Annotated in this window: 18 protein-coding genes; 8 read left to right on the forward strand and 10 right to left on the reverse strand. The window is 38.9% G+C overall.

What is annotated here, in order from left to right; all coding sequences use genetic code 11:
* The first annotated feature begins 166 nt into the window (after nucleotides 1–166).
* From PL8927_RS03300 to PL8927_RS03310, 3 genes are all read left to right on the forward strand, one after another.
* On the forward strand, nucleotides 167–5,059 hold the full coding sequence (locus PL8927_RS03300; RefSeq protein ID WP_083617583.1) for an ATP-binding protein: 4,893 nt from the start codon (nucleotides 167–169) through the stop codon (nucleotides 5,057–5,059).
* Between the two features lie 299 nt (nucleotides 5,060–5,358).
* Nucleotides 5,359–6,015: a sigma-70 family RNA polymerase sigma factor gene (locus PL8927_RS03305; RefSeq protein WP_083617585.1), complete on the forward strand. Its 657-nt coding sequence runs from the start codon at nucleotides 5,359–5,361 to the stop codon at nucleotides 6,013–6,015.
* A gap of 159 nt (nucleotides 6,016–6,174) precedes the next feature.
* Nucleotides 6,175–6,753: an anti-sigma factor family protein gene (locus tag PL8927_RS03310; protein ID WP_083617587.1), complete on the forward strand. Its 579-nt coding sequence runs from the start codon at nucleotides 6,175–6,177 to the stop codon at nucleotides 6,751–6,753.
* A 107-nt stretch (nucleotides 6,754–6,860) separates the two neighbouring features.
* Here the strand turns inward: PL8927_RS03310 and PL8927_RS03315 are convergent, their stop codons facing one another.
* Genes PL8927_RS03315 through PL8927_RS03335 form a run of 5 tightly spaced genes read right to left on the reverse strand, consistent with a single transcriptional unit; the run spans nucleotide 6,861 to nucleotide 15,948 of the window.
* On the reverse strand, nucleotides 6,861–8,777 hold the full coding sequence (locus tag PL8927_RS03315; protein WP_083617589.1) for an AAA family ATPase: 1,917 nt from the start codon (nucleotides 8,775–8,777) through the stop codon (nucleotides 6,861–6,863).
* Entirely contained in the window at nucleotides 8,770–9,642 is an 873-nt protein-coding gene (locus PL8927_RS03320) for a hypothetical protein (RefSeq protein ID WP_083617591.1), read from the reverse strand. Before PL8927_RS03320 ends, PL8927_RS03315 begins: the two co-directional genes overlap by 8 nt.
* A 20-nt stretch (nucleotides 9,643–9,662) precedes the next feature.
* A complete protein-coding gene (locus PL8927_RS03325; RefSeq protein WP_083617593.1) occupies nucleotides 9,663–10,643 on the reverse strand; it encodes a TRAFAC clade GTPase domain-containing protein in 981 nt (326 codons plus the stop codon).
* Nucleotides 10,644–10,688: 45 nt separating this feature from the next.
* The gene (locus tag PL8927_RS03330; protein ID WP_083617595.1) at nucleotides 10,689–14,591 is read right to left on the reverse strand and encodes a Swt1 family HEPN domain-containing protein; all 3,903 of its coding nucleotides are present in this window, start codon (nucleotides 14,589–14,591) and stop codon (nucleotides 10,689–10,691) included.
* Between the two features lie 4 nt (nucleotides 14,592–14,595).
* Nucleotides 14,596–15,948, reverse strand: coding sequence for an AAA-like domain-containing protein (locus tag PL8927_RS03335; protein ID WP_083617597.1), 1,353 nt, complete (start codon nucleotides 15,946–15,948; stop codon nucleotides 14,596–14,598).
* A gap of 466 nt (nucleotides 15,949–16,414) precedes the next feature.
* On the opposite strand from PL8927_RS03335, the gene PL8927_RS03340 reads away from it, so the two are divergent.
* Nucleotides 16,415–16,720 (forward strand): DUF4359 domain-containing protein, encoded by a 306-nt coding sequence (locus tag PL8927_RS03340; RefSeq protein WP_197047298.1) that lies wholly within the window; start codon nucleotides 16,415–16,417, stop codon nucleotides 16,718–16,720.
* A gap of 51 nt (nucleotides 16,721–16,771) precedes the next feature.
* Here the strand turns inward: PL8927_RS03340 and PL8927_RS03345 are convergent, their stop codons facing one another.
* Nucleotides 16,772–17,179, reverse strand: coding sequence for a gamma-glutamylcyclotransferase family protein (locus tag PL8927_RS03345; RefSeq protein ID WP_197047299.1), 408 nt, complete (start codon nucleotides 17,177–17,179; stop codon nucleotides 16,772–16,774).
* Between the two features lie 138 nt (nucleotides 17,180–17,317).
* Between PL8927_RS03345 and PL8927_RS03350 the strand changes: the two genes are divergently transcribed.
* Nucleotides 17,318–17,914 (forward strand): VOC family protein, encoded by a 597-nt coding sequence (locus PL8927_RS03350; RefSeq protein WP_083617602.1) that lies wholly within the window; start codon nucleotides 17,318–17,320, stop codon nucleotides 17,912–17,914.
* A 47-nt stretch (nucleotides 17,915–17,961) separates the two neighbouring features.
* Here PL8927_RS03350 and PL8927_RS03355 read toward each other — a convergent pair whose 3' ends face one another.
* Nucleotides 17,962–18,846 (reverse strand): diguanylate cyclase domain-containing protein, encoded by an 885-nt coding sequence (locus PL8927_RS03355; RefSeq protein WP_083617604.1) that lies wholly within the window; start codon nucleotides 18,844–18,846, stop codon nucleotides 17,962–17,964.
* Between the two features lie 204 nt (nucleotides 18,847–19,050).
* Nucleotides 19,051–20,298: a bifunctional sterol desaturase/short chain dehydrogenase gene (locus PL8927_RS03360; RefSeq protein WP_083617606.1), complete on the reverse strand. Its 1,248-nt coding sequence runs from the start codon at nucleotides 20,296–20,298 to the stop codon at nucleotides 19,051–19,053.
* Between the two features lie 322 nt (nucleotides 20,299–20,620).
* Here PL8927_RS03360 and PL8927_RS03365 point away from each other — a divergent pair, with 322 nt between their 5' ends.
* Nucleotides 20,621–21,088 (forward strand): tetratricopeptide repeat protein, encoded by a 468-nt coding sequence (locus PL8927_RS03365; protein WP_083617608.1) that lies wholly within the window; start codon nucleotides 20,621–20,623, stop codon nucleotides 21,086–21,088.
* Between the two features lie 59 nt (nucleotides 21,089–21,147).
* Here the strand turns inward: PL8927_RS03365 and PL8927_RS03370 are convergent, their stop codons facing one another.
* On the reverse strand, nucleotides 21,148–21,876 hold the full coding sequence (locus PL8927_RS03370; RefSeq protein ID WP_083617610.1) for a GUN4 domain-containing protein: 729 nt from the start codon (nucleotides 21,874–21,876) through the stop codon (nucleotides 21,148–21,150).
* Nucleotides 21,877–21,951: 75 nt separating this feature from the next.
* A complete protein-coding gene (gene rfaE2 / locus PL8927_RS03375; protein ID WP_083617612.1) occupies nucleotides 21,952–22,440 on the reverse strand; it encodes a D-glycero-beta-D-manno-heptose 1-phosphate adenylyltransferase in 489 nt (162 codons plus the stop codon).
* A gap of 172 nt (nucleotides 22,441–22,612) precedes the next feature.
* On the opposite strand from rfaE2, the gene hpsJ-B reads away from it, so the two are divergent.
* Nucleotides 22,613–23,446 (forward strand): hormogonium polysaccharide biosynthesis protein HpsJ, encoded by an 834-nt coding sequence (gene hpsJ-B / locus PL8927_RS03380; RefSeq protein WP_083617614.1) that lies wholly within the window; start codon nucleotides 22,613–22,615, stop codon nucleotides 23,444–23,446.
* A gap of 168 nt (nucleotides 23,447–23,614) precedes the next feature.
* Complete coding sequence (locus tag PL8927_RS03385) at nucleotides 23,615–24,520, forward strand: glycosyltransferase family 2 protein (RefSeq protein ID WP_083617616.1); 906 nt, start codon at nucleotides 23,615–23,617, stop codon at nucleotides 24,518–24,520.
* Nucleotides 24,521–24,537 lie beyond the last annotated feature (17 nt).

The following is a 24,537-nucleotide window of genomic DNA, read 5'->3' on the forward strand; positions in this document are numbered from 1 at the left end:
CGGATAACAGACTGTATCAAGTGCATCCCCTGTCCAAATTTGTTTTGAGAATGCCCTACAATCGTCTCCAACCTATTTGTGCTACAATTTTTGAAAGTTTTGCCATTTTACTGTAAAAACGCCATAAGGGACGTTTTTACTTTATCAATACTGGAGTCGTGATCAAATGACCAGCAATTACAGCGCCGACCAAATTCAAGTTCTTGAAGGTTTGGAAGCCGTTCGCAAACGCCCTGGAATGTACATTGGTTCCACCGGGCCGCGAGGACTCCACCATTTAGTATACGAGGTTGTAGACAATGCGATCGATGAAGCGCTGGCTGGCTATTGTACCCACATCGAAATTGATTTCAACGCCGATGGTTCTGTCACCGTTATCGATGATGGTCGCGGTATCCCCGTTGATACCCATTCTAAAACCGGAAAGTCTGCGTTAGAAACCGTGTTAACCGTTCTGCACGCCGGAGGAAAATTTGGCGGAGGCGGTTATAAAGTTTCGGGGGGTTTACATGGGGTCGGGGTTTCCGTTGTTAACGCTTTATCAGAATGGGTAGAAGTTACGGTTTTTCGGGATAAAAAAGAATATCGCCAACGCTTTGAGCGGGGAACTCCCGTGACCGAACTTACCTCAAAACCGATCAAAGAAGCTCGAACCGGAACATCCGTTTGCTTTTTACCTGATACTGTAATTTTTACCAGTGGAATTGAGTTTGATTGTGATACGATTGCTTCGCGTTTACGCGAACTCGCCTATTTGAATGCGGGAGTTAAAATTACTCTGACAGATAGTCGTTTAGAATTTTTAAGACGGGAAACTCCCCGGATAGAAACCTACTGTTATCAAGGCGGAATTAGGGAGTATATCGCCTATATGAACAACGATAAACAACCCCTCCATGAAGATATTATTTATATTTCTGGAGAACGGAATAATGTTCAAATTGAAGTCGCCTTGCAGTGGTGTACCGATGCCTATAGTGATACGGTTTTAGGCTTCGCTAATAATATTAGAACCATCGATGGGGGCACCCATTTAGAAGGGTTAAAAACCGTTTTGACTCGAACTTTAAATGCGATGGCTCGCAAACGGAATAAACTCAAAGAAGGAGAGCCTAATTTAGGCGGGGAAAATATTAGAGAAGGCTTAACCGCCATTATTTCTGCGAAAGTTCCCGATCCTGAATTTGAAGGACAAACCAAAACCCGATTAGGAAATCCAGAAGTTCGGGGAATTGTTGACTCCTTGGTGGGGGAAGCTTTAACCGAGTATTTGGAATTTAATCCAGGAATTGCTGATGCGGTAATTGAGAAGGCTATTCAAGCATTTAAAGCCGCAGAAGCCGCTCGCCGCGCACGGGATTTAGTCCGTCGAAAATCGGTCTTAGAATCCTCTCCTTTGCCCGGTAAATTAGCCGATTGCAGCACCCGTGATCCCGAAGAATCGGAGATTTTCTTAGTCGAAGGCGACAGCGCCGGCGGTTGTTTGTTTAGTTTTACTTATATATCACTTGCCGATGGATTGGAAAAAACTATCAAAGAGATTGTCGATGAACAAGCTGAGGGGAAAGAGCATTTTTGCTACACCATTAATCAAAGTGGCAATATTGCCATTGAACGCATTATTAATGCACGACTGACCAAAAAAGATGCCCAAGTCGTGAAATTAACTTTAGATAATGGAGAAACCCTGATTTGTACTCCTGATCACCCCTTTATGTTACGTGACGGGAGTTATAAAGCGGCAGCAAAATTAACCCCAGAAGATTCCTTGATGCCATTTCATCGAAAAATTTCTCAGAAAGGGATAGATGGAGGATTAAACGGTTATGAAATGGTTTGGAACCCCGGTTATGATAAATGGATTTATACCCATTTATTAGCGGATTTTTATAACTTAAAACAGGGGGTTTATCAAGCGTCTGAGGGAAATCATCGTCACCATGTTGATTTTAATAAACGCAACAATAATCCCACCAATATTCAACGCTTACCAGCCCAAGACCATTTCGCTTTACATCGCGCCCATTTAGAAAAAACCTTACATCGTCCTGATGTCATTGAAAAAAGCCGTCAAGTGCATCAAAGTGCAGAATTCCGAGAATTTATGAAGCAACGGATGATGCAACCTGAAACCCGACAAATTCTGTCAGAACAGGCTAAAGCCCAATGGGAAGATGAGCAATATAAAGCTTATATGGCAGAGAAATGGCGAGAGTTTTATGAAAGTAATGAGGAGTATCGCCAAGAAAATAATGAAATGTTATATCAGGCGCAACAGGAATATTGGAGCCATGAAGAAAATCGCCTGAAACAAGCAGAACGAGTGCGACAATATTTTGCCGATAATCCTGAACTTCGACAAGCTTATTCTGAAGCAGCAAAAAAACAATGGGAAGATGAAAATCTCTTGGAATGGCGACGGGAAAAAACCAAGGAACAATGGACACGAGAGTTTCGCAAAAAACGTCGTCAAGCGTTAGATGAAACCTATTATGCCAAAACACTGGCTGCGCTGTATAAAGTCTATTCCCATTATGGGTATATGGACGTTGACAAGTACGAAAACTATCGCAAACGTCAAAAAGATAATAGTATATTGACCTTTAAAACGTTTTGCGATCGCTATTTTGAAGGGGATGAAGTCGCAACTCGCATGGCAATTCGGAACTATAACCATCGGGTCGTTTCCATTGAATGGTTAGAAGAAGGGCAGGATGTTTATGATATTGAAGTTCCTCATAGTCATAACTTTGCTTTATCGGCGGGTATCTTTGTACATAATAGTGCTAAACAAGGACGCGATCGCCGCACCCAAGCCATTCTTCCTTTACGCGGAAAAATCCTGAATATTGAGAAAACTGATGATGCCAAAATCTACAAAAACAATGAAATTCAATCCTTAATTACCGCCTTGGGCTTAGGGATTAAAGGAGAAGAATTCGATGCCTCTCAATTGCGTTATCATAAAGTCATCATTATGAGCGTTGCTGGAGACGAACCAACGCTAGTAATGGAGGATAGTGGCAAAACAGAATTCGTAGAAATTGGCACATTTATTGATGAATGTATTGCCGGAAAACGCACCCCAGAACGCTATCAAGTAATTGCCTTTGATCCAGTTACTCACGCCACTCGTTTTCGTCCGATTAAAGCAGTGATTCGTCATGGACATGAAGAACCCATGTATCAACTGAAAACTCGCTATAATCGTCAAATTAAAGTGACATCTTCCCATAGTGTTTTTGTTTATGAAAATGGGGAAGTCAAACTCAAAAAAGGCAATGAAGTTAAACCCGGAGATTGGTTAGTAGCCAGCCGTCGTTTACCGCGTTCAACGGAACCCCAAACTCCCATTGATTTACTCCGAACTTTCTATGAAGCGGGTGTAACTCAATCGTTATATTTGCAAGGAGAAGATGTTCGTAAAATTGCCAGTCGCCGGATTTTAGCGAAAGTTGAAAAACCCGAATTATTAAGTGAAGCACGGGTGGAATTAGAGGATAACGCCTGGCAAGAGTTAATTGCTCAACGTCAATCATTAGGCATAACTCAACAGCAATTAGCGAATGCTATTGGAGTCAAACAAGCGATTACTATTAGTCACTGGGAACGGGGGATTAATCGACCGATTTTGTCTAACTTCTTAGATTATTTAGAAGCCATTGGAGGGAATGAAAATGTTGTTTACCAAACCCTCCCTTCTAAAATTAATCAACTTCTAACTCAAAATGACAGCAGTAAAAATGCTCGTTGGCGCGAAGTTAGTGATTACAAACCCTTTGAATATTTCACACCCAGTGAGTTAATTCAGTTGGGAGATAACCTGAAAATTGTTCCTCAAGCGCACCAGAATAAAGCCTTTGATCGTTATTTACCCATTACATCAGAATTAATGTGGTTTTTGGGTTGGTATGTGGCAGAAGGAACCTTATCTAAACATCAAGTTAGCCTGAATTTAGGCACAAAAGATGAACGGTTTATCCCTGAATTAATCACGGCAATTCAAGCGGTTTTTGGGGAAACGCCACGTCGTTATAATGATCCCGAAAGTCAAGGCATTAAACTCTATTTTAATAGTGTGATGGCTGCCCGACTTTTACAAGCATGGGGATTAGGGAAAAAAGCTCATGAAAAACCCATTCCCGATCTTGTTTTCTCCGTCACTGAACCCTTGCAGCTTGCCTTTTTAGAGGGGTATTTCTTAGGGGATGGTACCACCAGTGGGGCGAATATTTCTTGGACGACCAATTCCCATTCCTTAAAAGAAGGATTACTGTATTTATTCGGACAATTGGGGTTAATTATTAGTACCAGTGAACATCAACCTCAATGTCATGAAACAGCTTCCATCCAAACCCGTCATTCCTATTACACCCTCACCCTTTGTGGCAAACAACAACTAGAAAGTTGTCGGTTAATTTGGCAACGTCATTTAGGGGCAGAAAAACTCAATGCTTATTTACAACTTCCGATGCAGAAACCGATGGATTATTTACCCATTAGTGAAGATTTAATGGGATTAAAAGTCATTGCTGCCGAGGAAATTGAATTAGTCGGAGACTATGTTTATGACTTCTCGGTTGAGGGGGATGAAAACTTTATTTGTGGAACTGGAGGACTTTGTTGTCATAATACAGACGCGGACGTTGATGGCGCCCATATCCGTACTTTGTTACTGACATTTTTCTATCGTTATCAACGGGAATTAGTGGATCAAGGCTATATTTATATTGCCTGTCCTCCCTTGTACAAAGTGGAACGGGGACGGAACCATCAATATTGTTATAATGAGCGAGAATTGCAGGACTATTTGAGTAGTTTACCCAGCAATGCTAACTACAATATTCAACGGTTTAAAGGGTTAGGAGAAATGATGCCCGAACAACTTTGGACAACCACCATGAACCCAGAAACTCGGATGATTAAACGGGTTGAAATTGAAGATGCGGCGGAAGCAGATCGGATTTTTACCGTGTTAATGGGCGATCGCGTTGCTCCTCGTCGGGAGTTTATTGAAACCCATGCTCCCCGCTTGAATTTGACGGATTTAGATATCTAATACAGTAATCAGTTATCAGTAATCAGTTATCAGTGCAAGAGTTAAGAGTTAATCAACTGTCCACTTCTTTACTCATAACTCATAACTGATTACTAATTGCTGATTTCCCGGATTTGATGAGAAATTTTTCATGACAAGGGATAAAAATTCCCCTAAGATTAGTGAAAAACACCCGTTAGGTGAAAAAACTGATTCTCTATTCCCGGTATCATCACTCTTTAGGAGTTTAAACCGAGGAACACCATCAATCCGGGTCGCGTCATCAACTAACGGAATCTTTCATCAACCGAGTTCCACCCATGAGCCAATCCATACCTATCTCTTGGTCTAAGGCTGACGTCTCTATCCCCCTAGAGCAATTACCCCTTGAACAACTGTCAAACTCTGATTTAGTTTTGCGTTGTCAACTGGGAGTCTGTCCAGATCGAGCCGCCTTCACAGAACTACTTCGTCGCTATCAATCCCATGTTGATAAGATTCTTTACCATCTGGCTCCAGATTGGCAAGATCGAGCAGACTTAGCCCAGGAAGTCTGGATTCGAGTGTATCGCAATGTTAAACGTCTGCAAGAGCCAGCAAAGTTTCGGGGATGGTTAAGCCGGATTGCTACTAATTTATTTTATGACGAACTCCGCAAGCGCAAACGGGTCAAACCGCCTCTGTCTTTAGATGCACCGCGCAATATTGAAGATGGAGAAATGGACTGGGAAATTGCTGCCGATAGTCCTGGCCCGGATGAAGATATGGCTACCCGTGAATTTTATAGCCATCTTCATGATGCGATCGCTGATTTACCCGAAGTATTCCGCACGACCATTGTTTTGCGGGAAATTGAAGGATTAGCTTATGAAGAAATTGCTGAAATGACCGGGGTTTCCCTGGGAACAGTGAAATCGAGAATCGCCAGAGCGCGTCAACGCTTACAAGCTGACCTACAAGTTTATCTGAATCCCTAAAAAATTGGCGGGTGAGCGGATGCAATTGTGGGTAATACCGATACAATAGTTATATAGGTTGAAACCCCAATTTTTCATAGCTTTTACCCCAAGGATAATTTCAATTAAATCTGTCTAATTTCATGTCGAATTGCATACTTGGTGAATGGGGGTGTTCCGATGAAGCACAATTTTGAGCCTGAACCACAAATTAACTCAACCATTCAGGGACATCTATCTGGGGAACACTCAGATCCTCTAACTCCTACATTAGATCATCTTGACCCTCAACAATTTCAAATCCTCAGTGCCTACCTAGATGGAGAAGCAACGGTTTCAGAACGCCGTCAAGTTCAAGCTTGGCTAGATACTGATCCCCAAATTAAAGAAATTTACTTACAACTACTCCAACTCCGTTCTCGTTTACAATCGGCTCCTGTTCCGGCTTCTCATCCCTCGGTGCAACAACTCGCCACCCGTGTTTTCCAACGTTTAAATCAGAGAACTCGGGTGATGGCGACTTGGGGAGGAACAGCGATCGCAGCTTTATTGGTGATGACAATTTCAGGCGGTATTTCAGGAAATTGGGGACGAGTTTCGATGTTGGCTCAATCTCAAAATTTGAACTATTCCGAACCCCTACAAATTGCCTTGAATGAACCTCTGATCCCAATTGTTAATCCTAACGCGGTTAGTATTAGCGTGGATCAACCGATTATTCCAATTCCTAAAGCTGCGGTTTCCACACCTACTAATTAATTAAAAATAGCGATCGCTTTTTCAAGGATCAGTCTTTCAGGATTAATGAAAGATATAGGATCTTAAAGAAAGAGCGATCGCTGTTTATTTTAGTTCAGAATAGAAAGTTAAGGAAGATCGTATTCACGTTTTAAGTTTTCATAAATATCAGGATATTCCTCTTGCAACCAATCTGGCATTCCTACTTCTGGGCATTCAACTAGCTGTTCAAGTATAGACTGAATAGCACCGTATTCATTAACAGATTCTAGGCGGTTAAAGATCACAACATTGCAAGGATGTCCATAGTGATCTTCAAAACCATAACCGTTGAGATCGAGTTTAAAATATTTCTCGACTGCTACAGGGGATTGAATTGCCTCTCCAACTCCAACAATTAAAATTTTTAAGTAACTGTGGTTTTTAAGTTTTTTACATTGATTTTTAATTTCTGCAACAAATTGATCAAAATCAGTGAATTCCCCATCAGTATAAATAAATACAATACCTCCTCGATCTTCTGAGCGTGCTTCAAACCACTTATCCATTAAACCCTTAAAGGTTGGAGTAATAAAAGCATCACCTGCGGGAGTGTTAGCATTAAAGTGGGTATCAACTTGATTATGATCTGTAATATTGTAGTTATTCCGGGCTACTTTATTAATGTTAAAAAAAGCCAGAGTTGCTTTATCACTAACTCTTTTAGATTCAGCACCTGGACTAACTCTTAAAACTTCCGCAATATGTCCCTTAACTGAATCTTTAATAGCATAATAACGCTCTCTTGGGTCTCTAGCTGCAATGGGATTTGTCATTGATGCTCCTTTAGAAACCAGAAAAAAGCAATCTCGATCATAAATAGATAGATTAAGTGTCATCATCAATCTCCCAGAATTTAGTTTTTTTTGTATTTTTTCGATCCAATTTAGATCAAAAACGTTTCCATAGATAGGATTAGCAACATCCAGAAATTCACCACATTTTGTTACTAATCCTGAGACCAGCAATTCTCTTTGGGCCAAACTTTGCTCAGAAAACTGAGTAGACTTTGGGTGTTGGAGAACTTGCTTGTAAATTTCTAGGGCTAAGAATTGGATTTCTGCTACCCTGGGGTCTCCTTGAATGTAATAATCCTCAATAGCCTGAAAGTGAGAGACAAGTACAGGTTGGCTTGTCCACTTTTGAACTATCTTTTCTTGGACTAAGGTTCTCAGTAGCTCGGTAGCATTATGATTTTCTATTTTAAGCCATTTAACCGCAAAAGAACACAAAAACTGTGTTAAGAAAGGTTGCCCCCCTGTCCAAGTCAAAATATCTTGAAATAAGGCTTGGGGATTTCGACTCACTACTCTCAATCTTGCTTGCAGGGGTGGACATTCACCCTCAAGAGGTGAGATCTCAAACACGGTTATCGGATTTTGGCCAGAGTTTTTAAGGGGTAAAACTTTACTAGGATGGACATTTCCGAACAGCACAAGTACAAAATTAGGGATGCAAAGGTTCTCTAAAAAGGTTCGGAGTCCCTCCCATTCGGCTAGATTTTGGCTATCATCTAAGAAAATAACTAACGTCTTGTTCTTAGAAAACCGAATTGTCTGCCGAATAAATTCTGGAAATTTGATCTCATAAGATTGCTCCTTTAAGGTTTGCCAAAATGACTGTAACTCTAAAACGACTTCTGCACCAAATTGTTTGAATCTGTAACTAATTTCCTGCACTAAATGGGAGTAAAACAAATCTTCTGTTACAGGAGAACTCAAAGTTTGGGCGGATAGAGATATGCTAATGTAACCTTCCTCCTCTAATTTTTTAGCAGTTCTTAACCTTAAACTAGATTTTCCACTTTGAGGAAGCCCAAAAACATAGCAAACTGGGAATTTTTGCTCATAATTTTTGATGAATTCATAAACTTGAACATCTACCTCCCGCTTAACATAATTGGCCGCATTAACAGGTAAAACAGTTCCTTTAATTCCATGGGAATAGTAATAGTAACTGTTAAGACGTTGGATGATTTCTACCAGGTGTTTTAGGAAGTTAAACATCGTTTTCAAGTGATGAACTCCTTTCTTGAGTTCTCATATTGACTTGAGACTCAATTAATTTAATAAACCACGCTTGGGAAAACGTTTTCTTTTCTAAGATAAACTTAAAAAACTTAAATTTGAATTTAAAATCTAAAGATTCCCAAAATCCTTCAATTTCTGGCAATGGATAGGAGTCAGGAAAGGGATAGTAAATCCACCATTGTTGCTCTGATTTAACTAGGGAAGATAGACCTCGCCAAACCTGAGCCTCCCTGAAAGTTTCCTCTTTTTTGATTCCCGTAGATACGAGAAGAACTTCCTTTCTTTTGGGAAGACAATATTCTCTAATTTCTTCAGCCAGTAATTGTTTCATTTCTGATGAAATTTTAGCTAACTTATTTAACTCTTGGTCAGGTGACAAGGGTTGGTTTTGAATTCTTTCTTCTATATTCTGAGGATCAGCTAAATTGAGTAATTCTTGAAAATTTCCCAGAAAACCATCCTCTCCCCCTAATGTTACAGCTTGACTAATTTTTTCGGTTAGTAAAGGGTTATCTTCCTCATCTAAAGCATTAGCCGCTAACATCCGAAAGACGGGTTCAATTTCATCAGAATCTTCAGCAATCCAAGCCACAGAAATCCGAATCGGTCTGGCTGAAAAATCCTTGCGCCCTTGGGGGTGAATAGCGGTAATTAGGAGTAACAAAAGACCCTCTCTCCGTGAAATAACCACTGAGGGACTTTCACTGTAAATCAGATTGATTGATTCATCTTCAAATTGATTCGGAAGTTCATCAACTCGTTCCTGACCTGTATCTGTGAGTTGCAACCAACAATAACCATTGTTTTGTTCAAAACCCCGACTCCGAATATAGATATCCATAATTTGCTCCTTGTCTAAATTTAACGATTGATTTTGAAAAAATCATGTCCCTGCAAAATCTCAAAGGGGGTGACTCTACGGCAACCTGACGCGAATCTTCTCAAAGATTCTTTGAGATCATCATATTTCTGAAAGAAATCATTGAATTTAGACCAAAATCCATTTTGCTGATCAATATATTGTTTTATTAAAAACAGCAATAAATATCGCAAAGGTTGATCAGCATATCGGGTTTGCATGGGATCATCAACATGAAGTTTATTGAGATACCATTTTTCAAAATACCCATTTTTATCTTGCCATCCTCCACAAACTACACAACCAATGGTTTCTACAGGAGTAAGGACAGCAGCTACATTTTTAACTTTCGGTGCAAGAACTCTTGTAATTAATTCCCCGTATTCTTTTTTAAGAGCTTTTCCCAATTCTGCCGGATCTTTACCATTTTGTAAAAAAGTTTCGCACTTGACGGGAGCAAAAATAACCAAGCGAGGTTCAGAAATATTTTGATAGGCGGTTTCAATTAATTCAGTGATGTCTTTTGGTTGATTCAACTGTTCATTGAAACGTCCACCTCCCATCATTAATGCTAAAGTATCAATGGTAATGATCACGGCTCCACTATTCGCCACAACATCCAAACAAAATTCTTTCTGTTTCGTCGATGCCTTGGGACCGAAATATTCCCCAGGAACATCAATAAATTCTAATTCTAATGATGCGCGTTTACCTAACCAATCTTTTCGACCCAAGGTAAAACTAAAATCTCTAGGTTCCTCTGTTGCTGTCATTCCTTGATCCGTGACACCAAAATCTTTAATCATTTTCAGAAGATCTTGATAATGCTCTTCAAGAATTCCTTCACTTTCAGGATCAGTTGATAATCTCAGTTCAGTGGGTGCAGTGGTTTCACTAAAAAATTTATACATCACAGCTAAAAGACTGGTCTTTCCGACGGAACTAGGCCCCAGCATAGCCACTTTCAACTTTAAATTAGACATTGAATTATTCTCCTGATTTCTAACATATTTTAACAGTAGCGATCGCTAAATTAATTCTACTTTATTAGCCGTCATTGCTTGTTCAACTAATTGTTCCCATTCTCGCTTTTCTAAACCGACTTGTTGACCAAATTTATTCGGCCAAATTTCTGAACTTCTCTCTCTCATAAAGTCGTACCATTGCTCGTTCACATCCTTAGAGCGAACCATTTCATCCACAAATTCATCAATCACTGCAAACGCAGCTAAACTCGGTTCTCCTTCAAATTTTTCTAATGCTTCTCGACAAGCACAAACTGTATTTCGGTGAAAAACGGTCAGCACTTGATGGATTACCTTAAGAAGTTCCTCCTCAGTTTTACCTGCCTCTGAAAAGACGTCTCCTTTCTGCTTAGGGTCAAGTTGTTCTAATGCCTTAAGAATTCTGTGTTGAAAATTGGAACGGTATGACATTTCAAAAGATACAAGGCTCTGAAATGCTGTTTTCAGAACTTCATGATGAGCCGGAATTTCTGTTGCCATAAACTCAAGAAATTCTGTGCCTCTAGCAGAAGTTAAGTTTCCTAGACTGGTTTGGGTAAAAATATCTGCTACTTTAACTTTAGCTTGATCTACATACTCTTTTAAGCCATTATCTGCCGATCTAAAGTGTGTTCTTAAATGCGTTCTTAGAGTATTTAAACAAGCTAGAAAAATTCCGATCCAAGTTCGATCAGCACCTGTTCTATAGTACATTTTTCGGATTTCTTCTTGTGAAGGAATTCCTGTATCTTGATTACATTTGTTAATCAATGAATCAATAAGTGTGGCAAAGAATTCAGCATCTTTTTTATTGCTAGAGGCATCCAACTGTTCGGGGCGTAAATCTTCAACCAGTTTGATTAAACCTTTTGTCATCGCGCCATCAACCTCCTTGAATGAATCTCTAAAAATTGCCACTTCACTCCCCGATTTAGGACTAGCGACGAAAGCGTGACGAGCTTTTTCTAAGAAAGAACTAATTTCTGTTTGCAGTTGTTTTAACTCCCGATTAACAATGGCAGCATATTCTCCATCTAGGTCTAAAATATGGGTTTCTAAATAGTCGAGAACTTGGTTTAAAACCCCAGCAGCTTCATCTTTTTCAGCACAATTAGCAATCAGACAACGAGCAACTTGAATCCGTCCTTCAGTCTCAATTCGAGTTTTGGTTTGTTCACAGTGTTCGCCATTTTCTGCTATCCCTGGTTGGGGATTATTAACTCGATTAAGAACCATAAACGACCATTTCTTAATCGGTAATTCAGTTAATGCCGAACTAGCGGTATCATAAAGTTTATAGTCTTCTTCTTGAAGAATTCTATTTCCTGGCATATAAATAAACAGAGCTAAATCCACATCTTGTCCGAGACTTTTACGAAGTCTTTGTCTATCTCCTAATACGGTATCTCCTAATCCTGGTAAATCAATTAAGGAAATTTGACCCACATCATGATAGGGAAATTCACAGAAGATTTTGACTTCTTGCACTGCTAGATAATTAAAAGAAGTTTTGTGATTAGCTTCATCAGTTTGAGCCACATATTTTCTAATTTCTTCTCGTGAAATCTGTTTCGGTGATGACTCTTGTAGTAAACTGTCGTAACTACTGTGATGATCATAACACTTGTTCAAATGATCGTAGAGTGCCTTGGCTTCTGAGGTTTGGAGTTCCAACTTAGGAAGGGGTTTATTAATAAATTCTGATAAATTTTTTGGCTTAGTTCCTAAGTCTAAAAAGTCATAGTAGGGGTAAATATTATCTTCTAAGAATGAGGCTTCTGTGTGAAAGTATACCTCCCCAAAGGTAGCTCGGTCTAAACAATGAGAAATAGTAACGCGCACCCCCGTACAATTGTTCATACTTCCGTCGGGAACTTCAACAGCAGTTAGTCCCGTTAAAGCTTGAATGAAACGACTTTTTCCCTGTCCAGCACGACCGACAAAAGCAATGGTTAAAGTCTTACGAGAAAATCGTTTATCTAACTTTTCTAGGACTTGAATAATTTGCTTAACTTTGTCTTTCAATCCATCAAATTGTAGCACCCGTAGTTTCTCAATCACAGGAATATCGTCAATTTGAGTTAAAGTTCGATTGCGATAGGCTTCCATTTTAGCCAACTGTGAATCCATAGATTGCAAATTAGCAATAATAGAACGAGCTTTTTTTGCCTGTGGTTGACGTTTTTCTATAATACTAGCGATGCGAATAGCTCTATCCATAAAATAATTATCCTGTTGATCTGTATTAGATTTATATTCTGACTTTATCGCATCTTTTGGGATATTGGAATATGCGGTTTTCCTCATTTGAGGAAATTTATTCATCTTTATTCCATCAATTATGGCTGCTTCATCCGTCGCCCCAATTGCTCTAAGTAAACACTCCATTGTATCCAGCGCTCGCTCGGTCATTTTGTCATCAAATTCAACTTCGTGTGCTTCTTCATTTCGGGTTGTCAGGAGTTCATAAACCCAGTTTTTCTGTTTAAGACTTAGCACTCGACTGAAAACAGGATTCCAGTGATTAGCAATTAATTTAAGTAGTTTTTGAGAATCTAAAACTGTGATAGGAGATTGCTCGTCATCAGGACGAATGATTTTTCTAACTTCAGGAACATTTTTCCATCCTTCCCCTAGAGATTTAGACATTTGTTTGTCAACAAAAGGTCTTAGACTTTTCGCCAATACTTTTAAGGCTTTCTTGATTAGGGCAGAATTTTCTAATCGTTCAATATTGCTATTTTCTATCTCATCTTCTCGTTCATCGTCTGTTTGTAACGTTCCTCCGGCGAGTTTTTCCCGAATTTCATCTATCCACTCATAATTAAAGATTTGCTGATAAATTGGATTAGCTATTTTTAATTGAGCCACTTTTTCTTTAGAGGATTTAACCACTAATCCAGACATCAGCAAATCCGCTTGATTTTCATCACTGGCTCTAAAGTTAATCTTGTTTTGATTTAAAATCTTTTCATAAAGCGTTAATACTTGAATTTTTTTAGAGATTTGCTCAGGATTGATTTTGAGAAATAAATTTTCTATTCCTTGAAAATGATATTGGGGATCATTATCTTTCCATTGTCTCAACCAATATTTATTGATAATAGAATCAACATCTAGGTCTGGATTATTACTTAAAGGCGGACGCAAATTTTCAATTAATAATTGACAAGCAAACTGGGTTAAAAAGGGTTGCCCTCCTGTCCAGTATAAAATTCTATCTATTAACGGTTTGGGTTCGGAGGTAATGGGTTTGAATCCTTGTTGCAGGGGAAGACAATCTCCTGATAAATAATCGAGTTCTGTTTTGGTTCCTAGATTGAGATTCGCATCACTATCTTGGGTAAATTCTGAAGGTTTTGCGACTCCGAGTAAAACAAAACTCAACTTGTTAAGAACAGGATTTTCAACATTATCAGAAATTGCTCTAATATATCTGATGAATGTATCTTGTAAGTCCCAACGAATCAGAGATTGAACTTCGTCTAGGAAAATTACGAGTTTACTTTCTATTAAGTTAGATAAAATTACATCCACCAAAAAAAGAGTAAAAACTTCACTTGGTAGCAATCTTTTATGGTTTTCCCAAAATTCTAACAGTTGGGATGCTAAAGTTTCTGAGTTGGGTCTAGTAACACATATTCTGTACAACAGAGTAAACCAAAAATCTTCTTCTTGATTAACTTTTCCTAAACCATGAAGATTAACCATAACACAGGCAATATTGTCCTGACGAAGACGGTTAACAGTACGATTCATTAAGCTTGATTTCCCCATTTGTCGGGGTGCAAGTACGAAACAAACTCGCTTTCCTCGATGAATAATTTGGCTAAAATTGTATAAGTCTTGATCAGCTTTTCTTTCAACATAAGTTTGATCATCTTCTAAAGTTCCACCTTTCCAAGAAAAATAGTTATCAAGTTGCATAATTCTATAGTCCTAAATAATTTTTGAAGTAAATATTATAAAGTTCACAGCGAACTTTGGGTTTACCTGATTGAAATTTAATTAAACCTAACTTAGCTAAGTTTTCGGGTATCAAGTCATTGAATTGTATAGTTTCACCCTTGATAATTTTAATAAAACATTGTTTTAAATCTTCATTGTTGTTCAAAATATCTAAGTATCTTCGCAGATGGTTATTAAAAGGTTTATAAGGGGGTAAAGTTGCCTGGGTTTGAAAATCATCTATGTTGATATTATGGATAGCCATATCATAAAGTGCCAAATTCACGAGATAAGGATGTCCTGCTAGTAAGTTCATCAGTTTATTAGCATTTTCTACTCCTTCACACCATTCTAAACCATAAATTTCCGATAATCCTAATAGGTGATCGGCTATAAAATCATCTAAGTCTATGGATGTACCGACATTTTGTAAAGGGGATTCTCTAAAATTAGACTGGGAATAGGGTTCTGTAGAATAAGCAATCACAATACTAGGCCATTTAACAGTTTTTCCTGGCAAATTTTTCATTTTTTCCTCATACCAAGTCCGCAACAACCAAAGAAATTCATCTTGGACTTCTTTACCATAAATCTGATCAATGCCATCAATTAATAATAGCTGCGGTTTTTTACTGGTTGTAAAAACTTGCTGTTCTAAGTAACTTGTACATCGAACACCAGAAGTTAATCTATCTAGTAGATTAGATCGGGAACTTCCCTCTATTTGATAAGCTTGATAAACGATTTCTCTAAATCGATCTAAAAAGCTGTCTACCTGATCAAATAATTGTTGATTATTTTGGGAAAATTGACTGCTTTCTAAGTCTACATAACCTACAGACCATCCTTTGTTTTTAGCATGGTTTTGTAATCGAATTAATAAAGATGTTTTACCTGTGTGTTTGGCAGCCTTTATCTTCAGAAAAGCAGCCGTTTTCCCCGGTTTCATACTTTGCTCTAAATAAGATTCGCAAATAGAGTCTGTACTTCTCTTGATATAAAGAGGACTGTCTAAGGGAACGCATCCTTCTAAAGAAGGCCCTCTGTACATATAGAATTTAAGAGTAACTCTATTGGGTCGTCTAGCTTTTCCTCGTTTAATTTCAATGATTCCATTTTTTTCCAAGTCATCTAAAAAACGCCGAGGTTTATTTTCATCTGAAAAATGAAGTTGATTCGCTTGCAATATTGCTAAGAATTGACTCACTGGAAAATCAGCAGTCCATCCTTTCTGGATCAAATACTGGGCTAAAACTTCAAACCATTGTTGATCTTCATCAGTTAATTGATCGATATATTTTTTTAACTTAGAACGATTGTCCAAACTATCACTCATACTCTTGCACCAAACAAAAAAGATTTTGTGGTCAATTGGATTTAACTATTTGATCCCAATCATCTTTAAAATAACATTTTGAACCCCGTTTTATATTTTGTCAATGGGTATAATCCTTAAAATAGGGTTTATAATTCATCATTTATACATCATTTATGCCTGAATACAGAAAAGTATAAATAATGAATAAACCAAGATTTTTGATGAAATCAATAGTCAGATCTCAGCCTATACTAAAGACAAATATAAAAATTGATCGTAGCTGAGAGTTTGGGATTTATTACTAATGTTGAAAAAGCTCCCTCTAATTTATTTGGGATAAAAATTAACAAGAAATCAGAGAAACTTTGACAACATTCTAGTTATCAATAATAGTACGCCGAAACTCCCTTGTCAACGACAATTACCCAGATCGGAATTAGGTTAAGCAATCCATCACTGATCAACTTATTTAATGGAGAAAAGCATGGAGACTCAGAGCAAAAAACAAAATCGTCCGATTATCATGGCTGTAGCAATTACAGGGTTAATGGCTATCACTAATCCCAGCAAGGAAAGTTATTTAGAACACCTGACCTGGCAATTAAAAGATTCAGCCTGTCAGCAGCAACAGTTGTCCTGCACGACTTTGAAAAATGTGCCCCCCGGAGTGAGTGCTGCAATGCTCAGTAGTTATACTCGCAGACAAAATTTTTTACTCTTTAGCATTTACACCACAGATTTTTATGGTGTACAAGATCAAACCATTGGTTTAGGTGGTTTCTTCTTATGATCTGACAAGGGGGGACTAGAGATCAGAGTCCCCCTAAAGTTTGTTGAAAGGTTAATCCCGATTTGTCCAACATCCATCAGAAATTAAAACCCCTGAGTAAAACTGAACTTTGGTCATGTCCATCAGATAGGCCCAAACTAGACCCAAGGGTTGATGGTTGAGATTGAATATGGGAATTTGTTGTCGCTGATATTCATTTTGTTCAGGAGGACGGTGAGGTTGATAATCTTCCAGTTGATCTAGGTCTAAAAAAATATTAGGGTCGGGAAAGGATAAAATCACCCCCTGGACGATACCCTCCCCTGCTACCATCCCCGGATAACCCAGAGACAGCGCATAAAGTTTTCCGAATGCGATCGCTGGACGTTGGGCTATAACCCGTCCCTGACAATAGCGTTGATAGTTACATTCCCCTGGCTTGAGAGTACCATATACAAACACATCAATCTGATTACTCATGGTTCGGCTGCAATCTCTGGGTTCAAAAGAGATGATTGTACAGGAGTTGGTAAAACTTTTTGTTAACATGATCACTAGCTGCTGATCTCAGGGTTGGCGACGGTGGCGATTATTGGTTTCCTACTTCTGAATTTATTTATGCTAATAGCCATTAATTTAATTGATTTTTCATTTCATTCTTTACCGTTAAGTGCGTTTTTCCCAGAAGTGCAACTGTTTGACAGTCTGTTTTCCACTCAGGGAGTGATGGTGATGCTGTTGGGAGCTTATGCGGTGGCGATGTGGATGTTTTTGACCAGTGCGCCCAAAGTTCATACCATCATGGTTTCTGATTTGAAAGTAGCCAGAGATTTTTATGAAGGTTTATTAGGACTGTCTGTGGCAGATGTTCCTTTACATTATTACTATAACTATGAACAAACTTTAGGGGCGGGAATTGATCCCCTGTATCTGTCTACGAGCGTTGGTAATACTGCTACATCTAAAATGCAGGGTACTGAGGGGTTATGGTATCAACTGATGAAAAATACTCAGTTACATATTATTGGGGGAGCAAGTTATGGCTCTAAAGATCAAGAACGTCATGTATGTTTTGATCGAGATTGTTTAGAACAAATTCTCATGCGGGTAGAATTGCGAGGTGTTAAGCATAAAATTCGCAACGAAAGGCCCTTAAATTTTTTAGTTAAAGATTTAGATGGCCGTGTTATTGAAATGACGGAAGTTAAAAATTAGAAGGATGTGTTGTCTGTTGGCTGTTAACAGTCAACCGTCAACATTCCTTACAAATAAACACAACGTTCTCCTGTGGTTTTAGCTTGTTCTAGGGCTTGATTTGTGCGTTCAATACAAGCCCGATAGTGTTCATTCAGTTGAACAGTTGTACATCCAATATACAGATAAAACTGAGGTGGAGAGTTTGGGGGTGATTCTTCCTGAGTAAAAAGATTATTAAAAATCCGTTTGAGCGCTAGTTTTGTTCCGGGTAATTCCGAAAAAATAGCTAATAAAAACTCATTATTTCCCCAATGAGCGACCCAATCACTTTCTCGCAAAAGCTGTTTTAATTGCTGTATTAGAGTAACAATTTCAGGAGGTGGAGTTGTTGAAATATGGGGATTTTTAATAGCATCGATATTCTCAATACTAACCAGGGCAATACATAGGGGTAAATGGTGGCGAGATGCTATCCCTAAACATTGGCGAAGATGAGTTTCTGCGGTTTCTCGTTCCAGAATAATCTGAAAAGATTCTTCTTGTCGAGACCAGATAATATTTTCAACATCTAAAAATTTTTCTTCAGTTTTATTAATGGTATAGTAAATGGCTTTAAACAGGTTCTCAATTTCATGATAATTGCTACTAGGAAGTTCTAAAATTTCTACTTTTTCGGAATATAAATTTAAGGCTTTTGTTGCCATAATAATAGACTGTTCAATTTGCTTAATCTTCCGATTTAATAGAAGAAAGCTGGCAATTGTACACAGGAAAAGAATCACAAAAATTTCTCCTCTAAAGGCAAATTGAGGATGAAATATCAAATAAATTGTGCAACCGATTAAAGGCAGGTTAACGGCTAAAATTCCGACGGAAAGAAGTTTACTTTTATAGGAGTTTTTTTCTCCCCAAATCTGGATTTTTTGGAATAGTCTAAAACTCTTGTTCATGGGAGTTTATGAATCAGTGATCAGTGATCAGTTATCAGTTATCAGTGAATCAGTTACCAGTGTAGAGACGTTGCATACAACGTCTGTAACAGTTATCAGTTAAGAGCTAATAGTTAACAGTTAATAGTTAATAACCAATAGTTAGTAACTAAGAGTTAAGGAATTAGTCAACTCTTACACTGATAACTGATCACTGGTAACTGATCACTGATTCACAGTAGCCGTCACATCAGCAGGTTTACGACTGAACAGTTTGAAGTAAGTAGACACCCAAAATTCTTTGATGGGGAAGGCAATAAATGTCAGGGGATTGATAGTTATAATTATATCGCGGACATCCCCTTGAGCAAGTTTAATAATTTGTTGGGCAACCCAGTCAGGAGACAACACCCCAATCGGGTTTAAGTTGCTCTTAAAGGGCCCTAAGATCAATTTACGAATCACGCAGGGTGCATCTAAACGACGCAGGGTAATCAAATCCCCTAAAGTCCGTTTACTCAGTTCGTAGAGTGGACTGAATGCTGGCCCAACTTCTGCCTCCGAGGTATTCACCCAAACTTCTTTTCTAGCGATATCAGCGTTTGTGCGAACGGTACTTAGGAACAATTCTAACAGACGCCAGCAGGAAAATGTATTGACTTCATAGGACTGAGAAATCGCCTCTTCTGTTCTCAAACCCTGAACATTAATCCCGTGATTGAGGATTAAAATATCAACATTTTGCAGTAAATCTGTTAATTTTTGTTCTTGTCCCACTTGCCAAGTTACGGTTTTGAGGGGAATTGTTTCTCCGTTAACCGTTAAGCTCAGAAGTTGTTCACCTGAAGTCAAAGCTAGAACTTTTGCACCCTTGGAATGGAGATGGAATAGCAGAGCTTGTCCGAGAGTTCCTGATGCTCCGGTGACAGCAACGGTTTTTCCTTTTAATGAAAGTGCCGTTCCCATCAGTTTATCTAATACGGTAAAGGTTCCACAAAAATAAGCGTTTTGATTATCAAAATGATGACGCCAATGGTAAGTTCGATTCACCATCCAGGGTGCAGGCGGACTGGTAAATTGACCGGGAGTGTGGGTTAAATCGGTCAGTTTATCCAGATTGGGAATCCCCATTCCTCGCCCAATAGCCGATAACAGAAAACTTAGGGTATAAAGACAACCCAGAAGGGCAAATCCCTGTTGTGCGGGGGTATAAATATGGGCAATGGTCAGTAAGATTAGACTAAAGCTCAACATCACGCAGGCTTCAGGAACGTCATTATACCAATGGGCTTGGCGATAAATTTCTTCACTGACGGGGGTTAAATCGGGACGAAAGACCCGATGATGCCAATTATGCAAACGAATTAAGGGCGAAAAAACATGAGCGAGGACATGGTAAACATCTCGTACCAGTTCTGCTCCGAGGATAGAACCGAGTCCCCAAGCTAAATTTCCCATCCAGAAAGTTACCATATCCAATCGCGCATACCTCTACTTAATAATTAGGTCTGTCTGGTATTATAAAACTTTACTGACTTTCTGGCTAGTTCTTGGCAACGGTCGTACAATATTTATGAAAGTTGAGGAAATCAATGCAGTGAGTTCACCTCCTATTATTGATAATAATTCTTAACTTAATCTCAATATAATTTTTAACCTTTATGTTATACATAGAATTGATAAACTAGCAGTTATACTTCTAATAACGGCTTTTTATTTCTTAAATTAAAGATGGATTTTCCGATTTTTTGTATAAATTACCTAGGCTGAATTGGAGGACGAAAAATCAAAAGCTATGGATGATCTAAATGTACAATCATTACTGGAAGATTTGAAAGATCCGGATCAGGATGTTCGCCAACGAGCCACTGATGAATTGTGGCATTTATGGTTTGAGCAAAAGGGAATCGTTGGTTTAGAACAGATTCGTCGTGCCGAAGCTTGTCAACAAGCGGGGAAAATGGCGGAAGCAGAACGGATTTTAACCCAATTAATTCAGGATTTACCTGATTTTGCGGAAGCTTGGAACCGACGAGCCGTTTTATATTATACAACACGACAATTTAAGAAAGCTTTAGCAGATTGTAAACGGGCTATCAGACTCAACCCTATTCATTTTGGTGCCTTGCATGGGATGGGGTTATGTTATGCCGCTTTAGGGGATTATAGATTAGCAATTCATGCTTTTCGCCAAGTGTCAAAAATTCAACCCTATTCTCTGGAAAACCAACGGTTAATTTTAGAATTTACGCTGAGGTTGTAGAATTTGTTAACGGTTAACCGTTAACCGTTAACTGTTAACAGATAACACACCCCTATCTACTAAGACTTTGACCAAGCGGGGTGAGAGAGTAAGGCTTCGATGACTCGAACGCCTCGCAACTGATTAGATAGGGGTAGATGACCTTTGGGTGCAGTTAAATCCCAGGTGAATTCTTGGGGGTAGCGAGTCCAATTACGACCCGTGCGCCAACCAATTTTAGGCCAGAATTTATCCCAATTTTTATTAACACTCAGCCAAAGTTCTTGTTGTACAGAATAGCCAAATTTTCCTTCAGAATGAATTTTCCACAGACTATCAAGGGTGTGTAAATCCGTAATCGGTAAGCGTTCAATTTCGGAAAAATAAATCCATTTTCGTTGTGCCGCAGAAGTTCCGGCTAATTCACAAAGTTTCTGTAAACTTAATTTATCCGCCTCTAAAAAATCTTGTTGCGCGAGTAATTTTTGTAAGGGGATGTAATCAATTCCGGTTTGAGATTTTAAGGGAACAATTCCCGTCGGAAAATGGGTTTGCAAAAAGCTACTAACTTTTTCGGAAGTTGGAGCAGCCGTATATAAAATTTGATAAACTTTACCGTCAACTAAATTAGGAGGATGAGACTGCTGTTTTAATAAAAACTCCATTAAAACATCCCAAACCGTTTCCCCACCTTGGGTTAATGTTTGTAGCAGTTGAAATTGAGCTTTTTCCGAACCTGCAAAAAGCTGAGAGCGTAATTCATCCGCACTGATCAGGTCAGGTTGTGGGGAAGTGGTCAAGTCAGTCATAGTGGCGTGGCGTTTCAAGTTTTGAATGAGTACAGAATTCTCAACTGCAACTATTGTACAAGCAGCAGGGAACAGTTAACCGTTGAGAATCCGTTGAATTAGGGCGCTGGTAGAGGAGGGAACTTCAATGTTAATCAAGGCAACTTTACCGCCATAGCTGTGTACAATAGGGGCTTCGGGGAGGGTTTCTAAGGTGTAGTCTCCCCCCTTGACATAAATATCGGGTTTCAGGGTTTCAATTAAATGATCGGCTGTGGTTTCAGGAAAAATTACCACACCATCAACGGGTTTCAGGGTGGCGAGGACTTCCGCCCGTTGTGCTTCCGGGACAATGGGACGGGGAGGATGTCCGGGTTTTTGGGGTTTAATCGTTTGGACGGACAAATCACTATTGAGTCCGACAACGAGCGATCGCCCTAGGGCTTTGGCTGCTTGTAAATAGCGAACATGACCCGCATGAATTAAGTCAAAACAGCCATTGGTAAACACCAGAGGACGCCACCGATCAGGATGAAGGGTAATGTCGTGTTGTAATTCGGTTAAGGTGTAGAGATAAGGAGTCATTTAAGTCTAAGTCGGGAGGATGAGAATTTTTCGTTGTTACTGCTCTGAACCGATTAAGATTGTAACGTTTGTTGATCTTAATCTTGCAAATCAATTAGGAACTGGAATACTTGATGGGTAAGGGCAAGATCAAGATCTGGGTTAACCATCACTTAGCTTACAAATAATAAACATGAAAGCCACTTCTAGTCGTCAATTTTCCTCGACAACCTCTCTCATCCTCAAACTGGTTGGGGTAATTTTACTTCTCTCTTCTCTTGTAGATTATCTGGTACTTTTGATTCCGCCGAATTTTCTCAACCGAGGCTGGCAAATTAGTGTCACCAGTGATTTAGTCGATCGAGGCATTGTCCCTATGGTGGGAATGGCCTTAATCTTTATTGCCTTTTGGATCGATACTGCCACCGAAGGGACGGTCAAATCAGGTAAACCTTTTGCGAGTTTAAGATTTTGGGTCGCATTGCTGGCGAGTTTATTGGGACTATTGTACCTGTTACTATTTCCTTTACATCTGAATAATACCCGTCTGGCTAGAGCCGAGGCCCTCACACAAATTAATCAACAGGCTACTCAAGCTCAAACTCAACTCGAAACTCAAATCAGTAGTGATCAATTCCAACAACAAATTCAACAGCGAAAAACTCAGCTTAAAGATCAAATTGCTGGTTTAGCACAAAATCCTGATGCGCTAAATCAAGCCCTTTCTAACCCTAATCTCCCGAAGCAAGTCAAAGATATTTTAGAACAGTCTAAATCGAATCCGAAAGCTATTGAAGAGTTTCTCAATCAACAAGCGGATAATTTACCGACACAATTGTTAACTCAAATTCGCGATCGCAAACAAGAACTCGAACAACAAGCCAAAACCCAGTCTTTGAAATCGAGTTTGCGAACTGGAATTAGTAGTTTATTGTTAGCCATTGGCTACATTACTATCGGTTGGACAGGATTAAAAGGTCTGGGTATTCTCAAAAGTGGAAATCGTCGCAAAACGCCTACTGCTTAACAGTTATCAGTTATCAGTTACCAGTTACCAGTTATCAGTGAAAACAGGAAAATCAAGATTTTCTTGATCCCAATCCAGGGTCAACTCGATCATAGCTGATAATTGATAACTGATAATTGATAATTGATAATTGATAATTGATAATTGATAACTGATAACTGATTCTTCATGTTTTCTATTTATATTCTCACCGCAAACGAAGAGATTGATATCGCGGATTGTATTGAATCTGCGTTATTATCGGATGATATTATTGTGGTCGATTCTTTTAGTCAAGATCGCACCGTTGAAATTGCTCAACAGTATCCCGTCCGAGTTCTGCAACATCGCTTTGAAAGTCACGGAAAACAACGAACCTGGATGTTACAAGAAATTCCCACAAAACATGAGTGGGTTTACATCTTAGAAGCCGATGAACGCATGACAACCGAGTTATTTCAAGAATGTTTACAAGCCATCCAAAGCGATGATTATATTGGCTATTATGTCGCTGAAAGGGTGATATTTTTAGGGAGTTGGATTCGACGCAGTACCCAATATCCTCGATATCAAATGCGTCTTTTTCGTAAGGATAAAGTTTGGTTTACCGATTATGGTCATACTGAACGAGAAGTCTGTGATGGCCCTACGGGATTTATTCAAGAAACCTATCCCCATTATACCTGTAGTAAAGGGTTATCTCGTTGGATTGAAAAACACAATCGCTATTCAACGGATGAAGCGGTAGAAACTTTGCGACAGTTACAAACAGGAACAGTGAATTGGAAAAATTTATTCTTAGGAAGTTCAGAAGTTGAACGACGACGAGCGTTAAAAGATTTGTCTTTACGTTTACCATTTAGACCCCTAATTCGGTTTCTGTATATGTACTTTGTTTTAGGAGGAATTTTAGATGGTCGTTCAGGATTTACTTGGTGTGTTTTACAAGCCTTTTATGAATATTTGATCCTGCTTAAAGTTTGGGAAGTTGAAAATTTACCTCAACTTTATGCGGAGCAAATTCAACCCTCTTTACCCAGTTCAGAAAAAATAGAGTCCCAGAAAGTGACATCCAATCTGGGAACAGAAACTTAATCCTAATTTTTAATCAG

It is taken from the genome of Planktothrix serta PCC 8927, from assembly GCF_900010725.2.
Taxonomy (GTDB): Bacteria; Cyanobacteriota; Cyanobacteriia; order Cyanobacteriales; family Microcoleaceae; genus Planktothrix; species Planktothrix serta.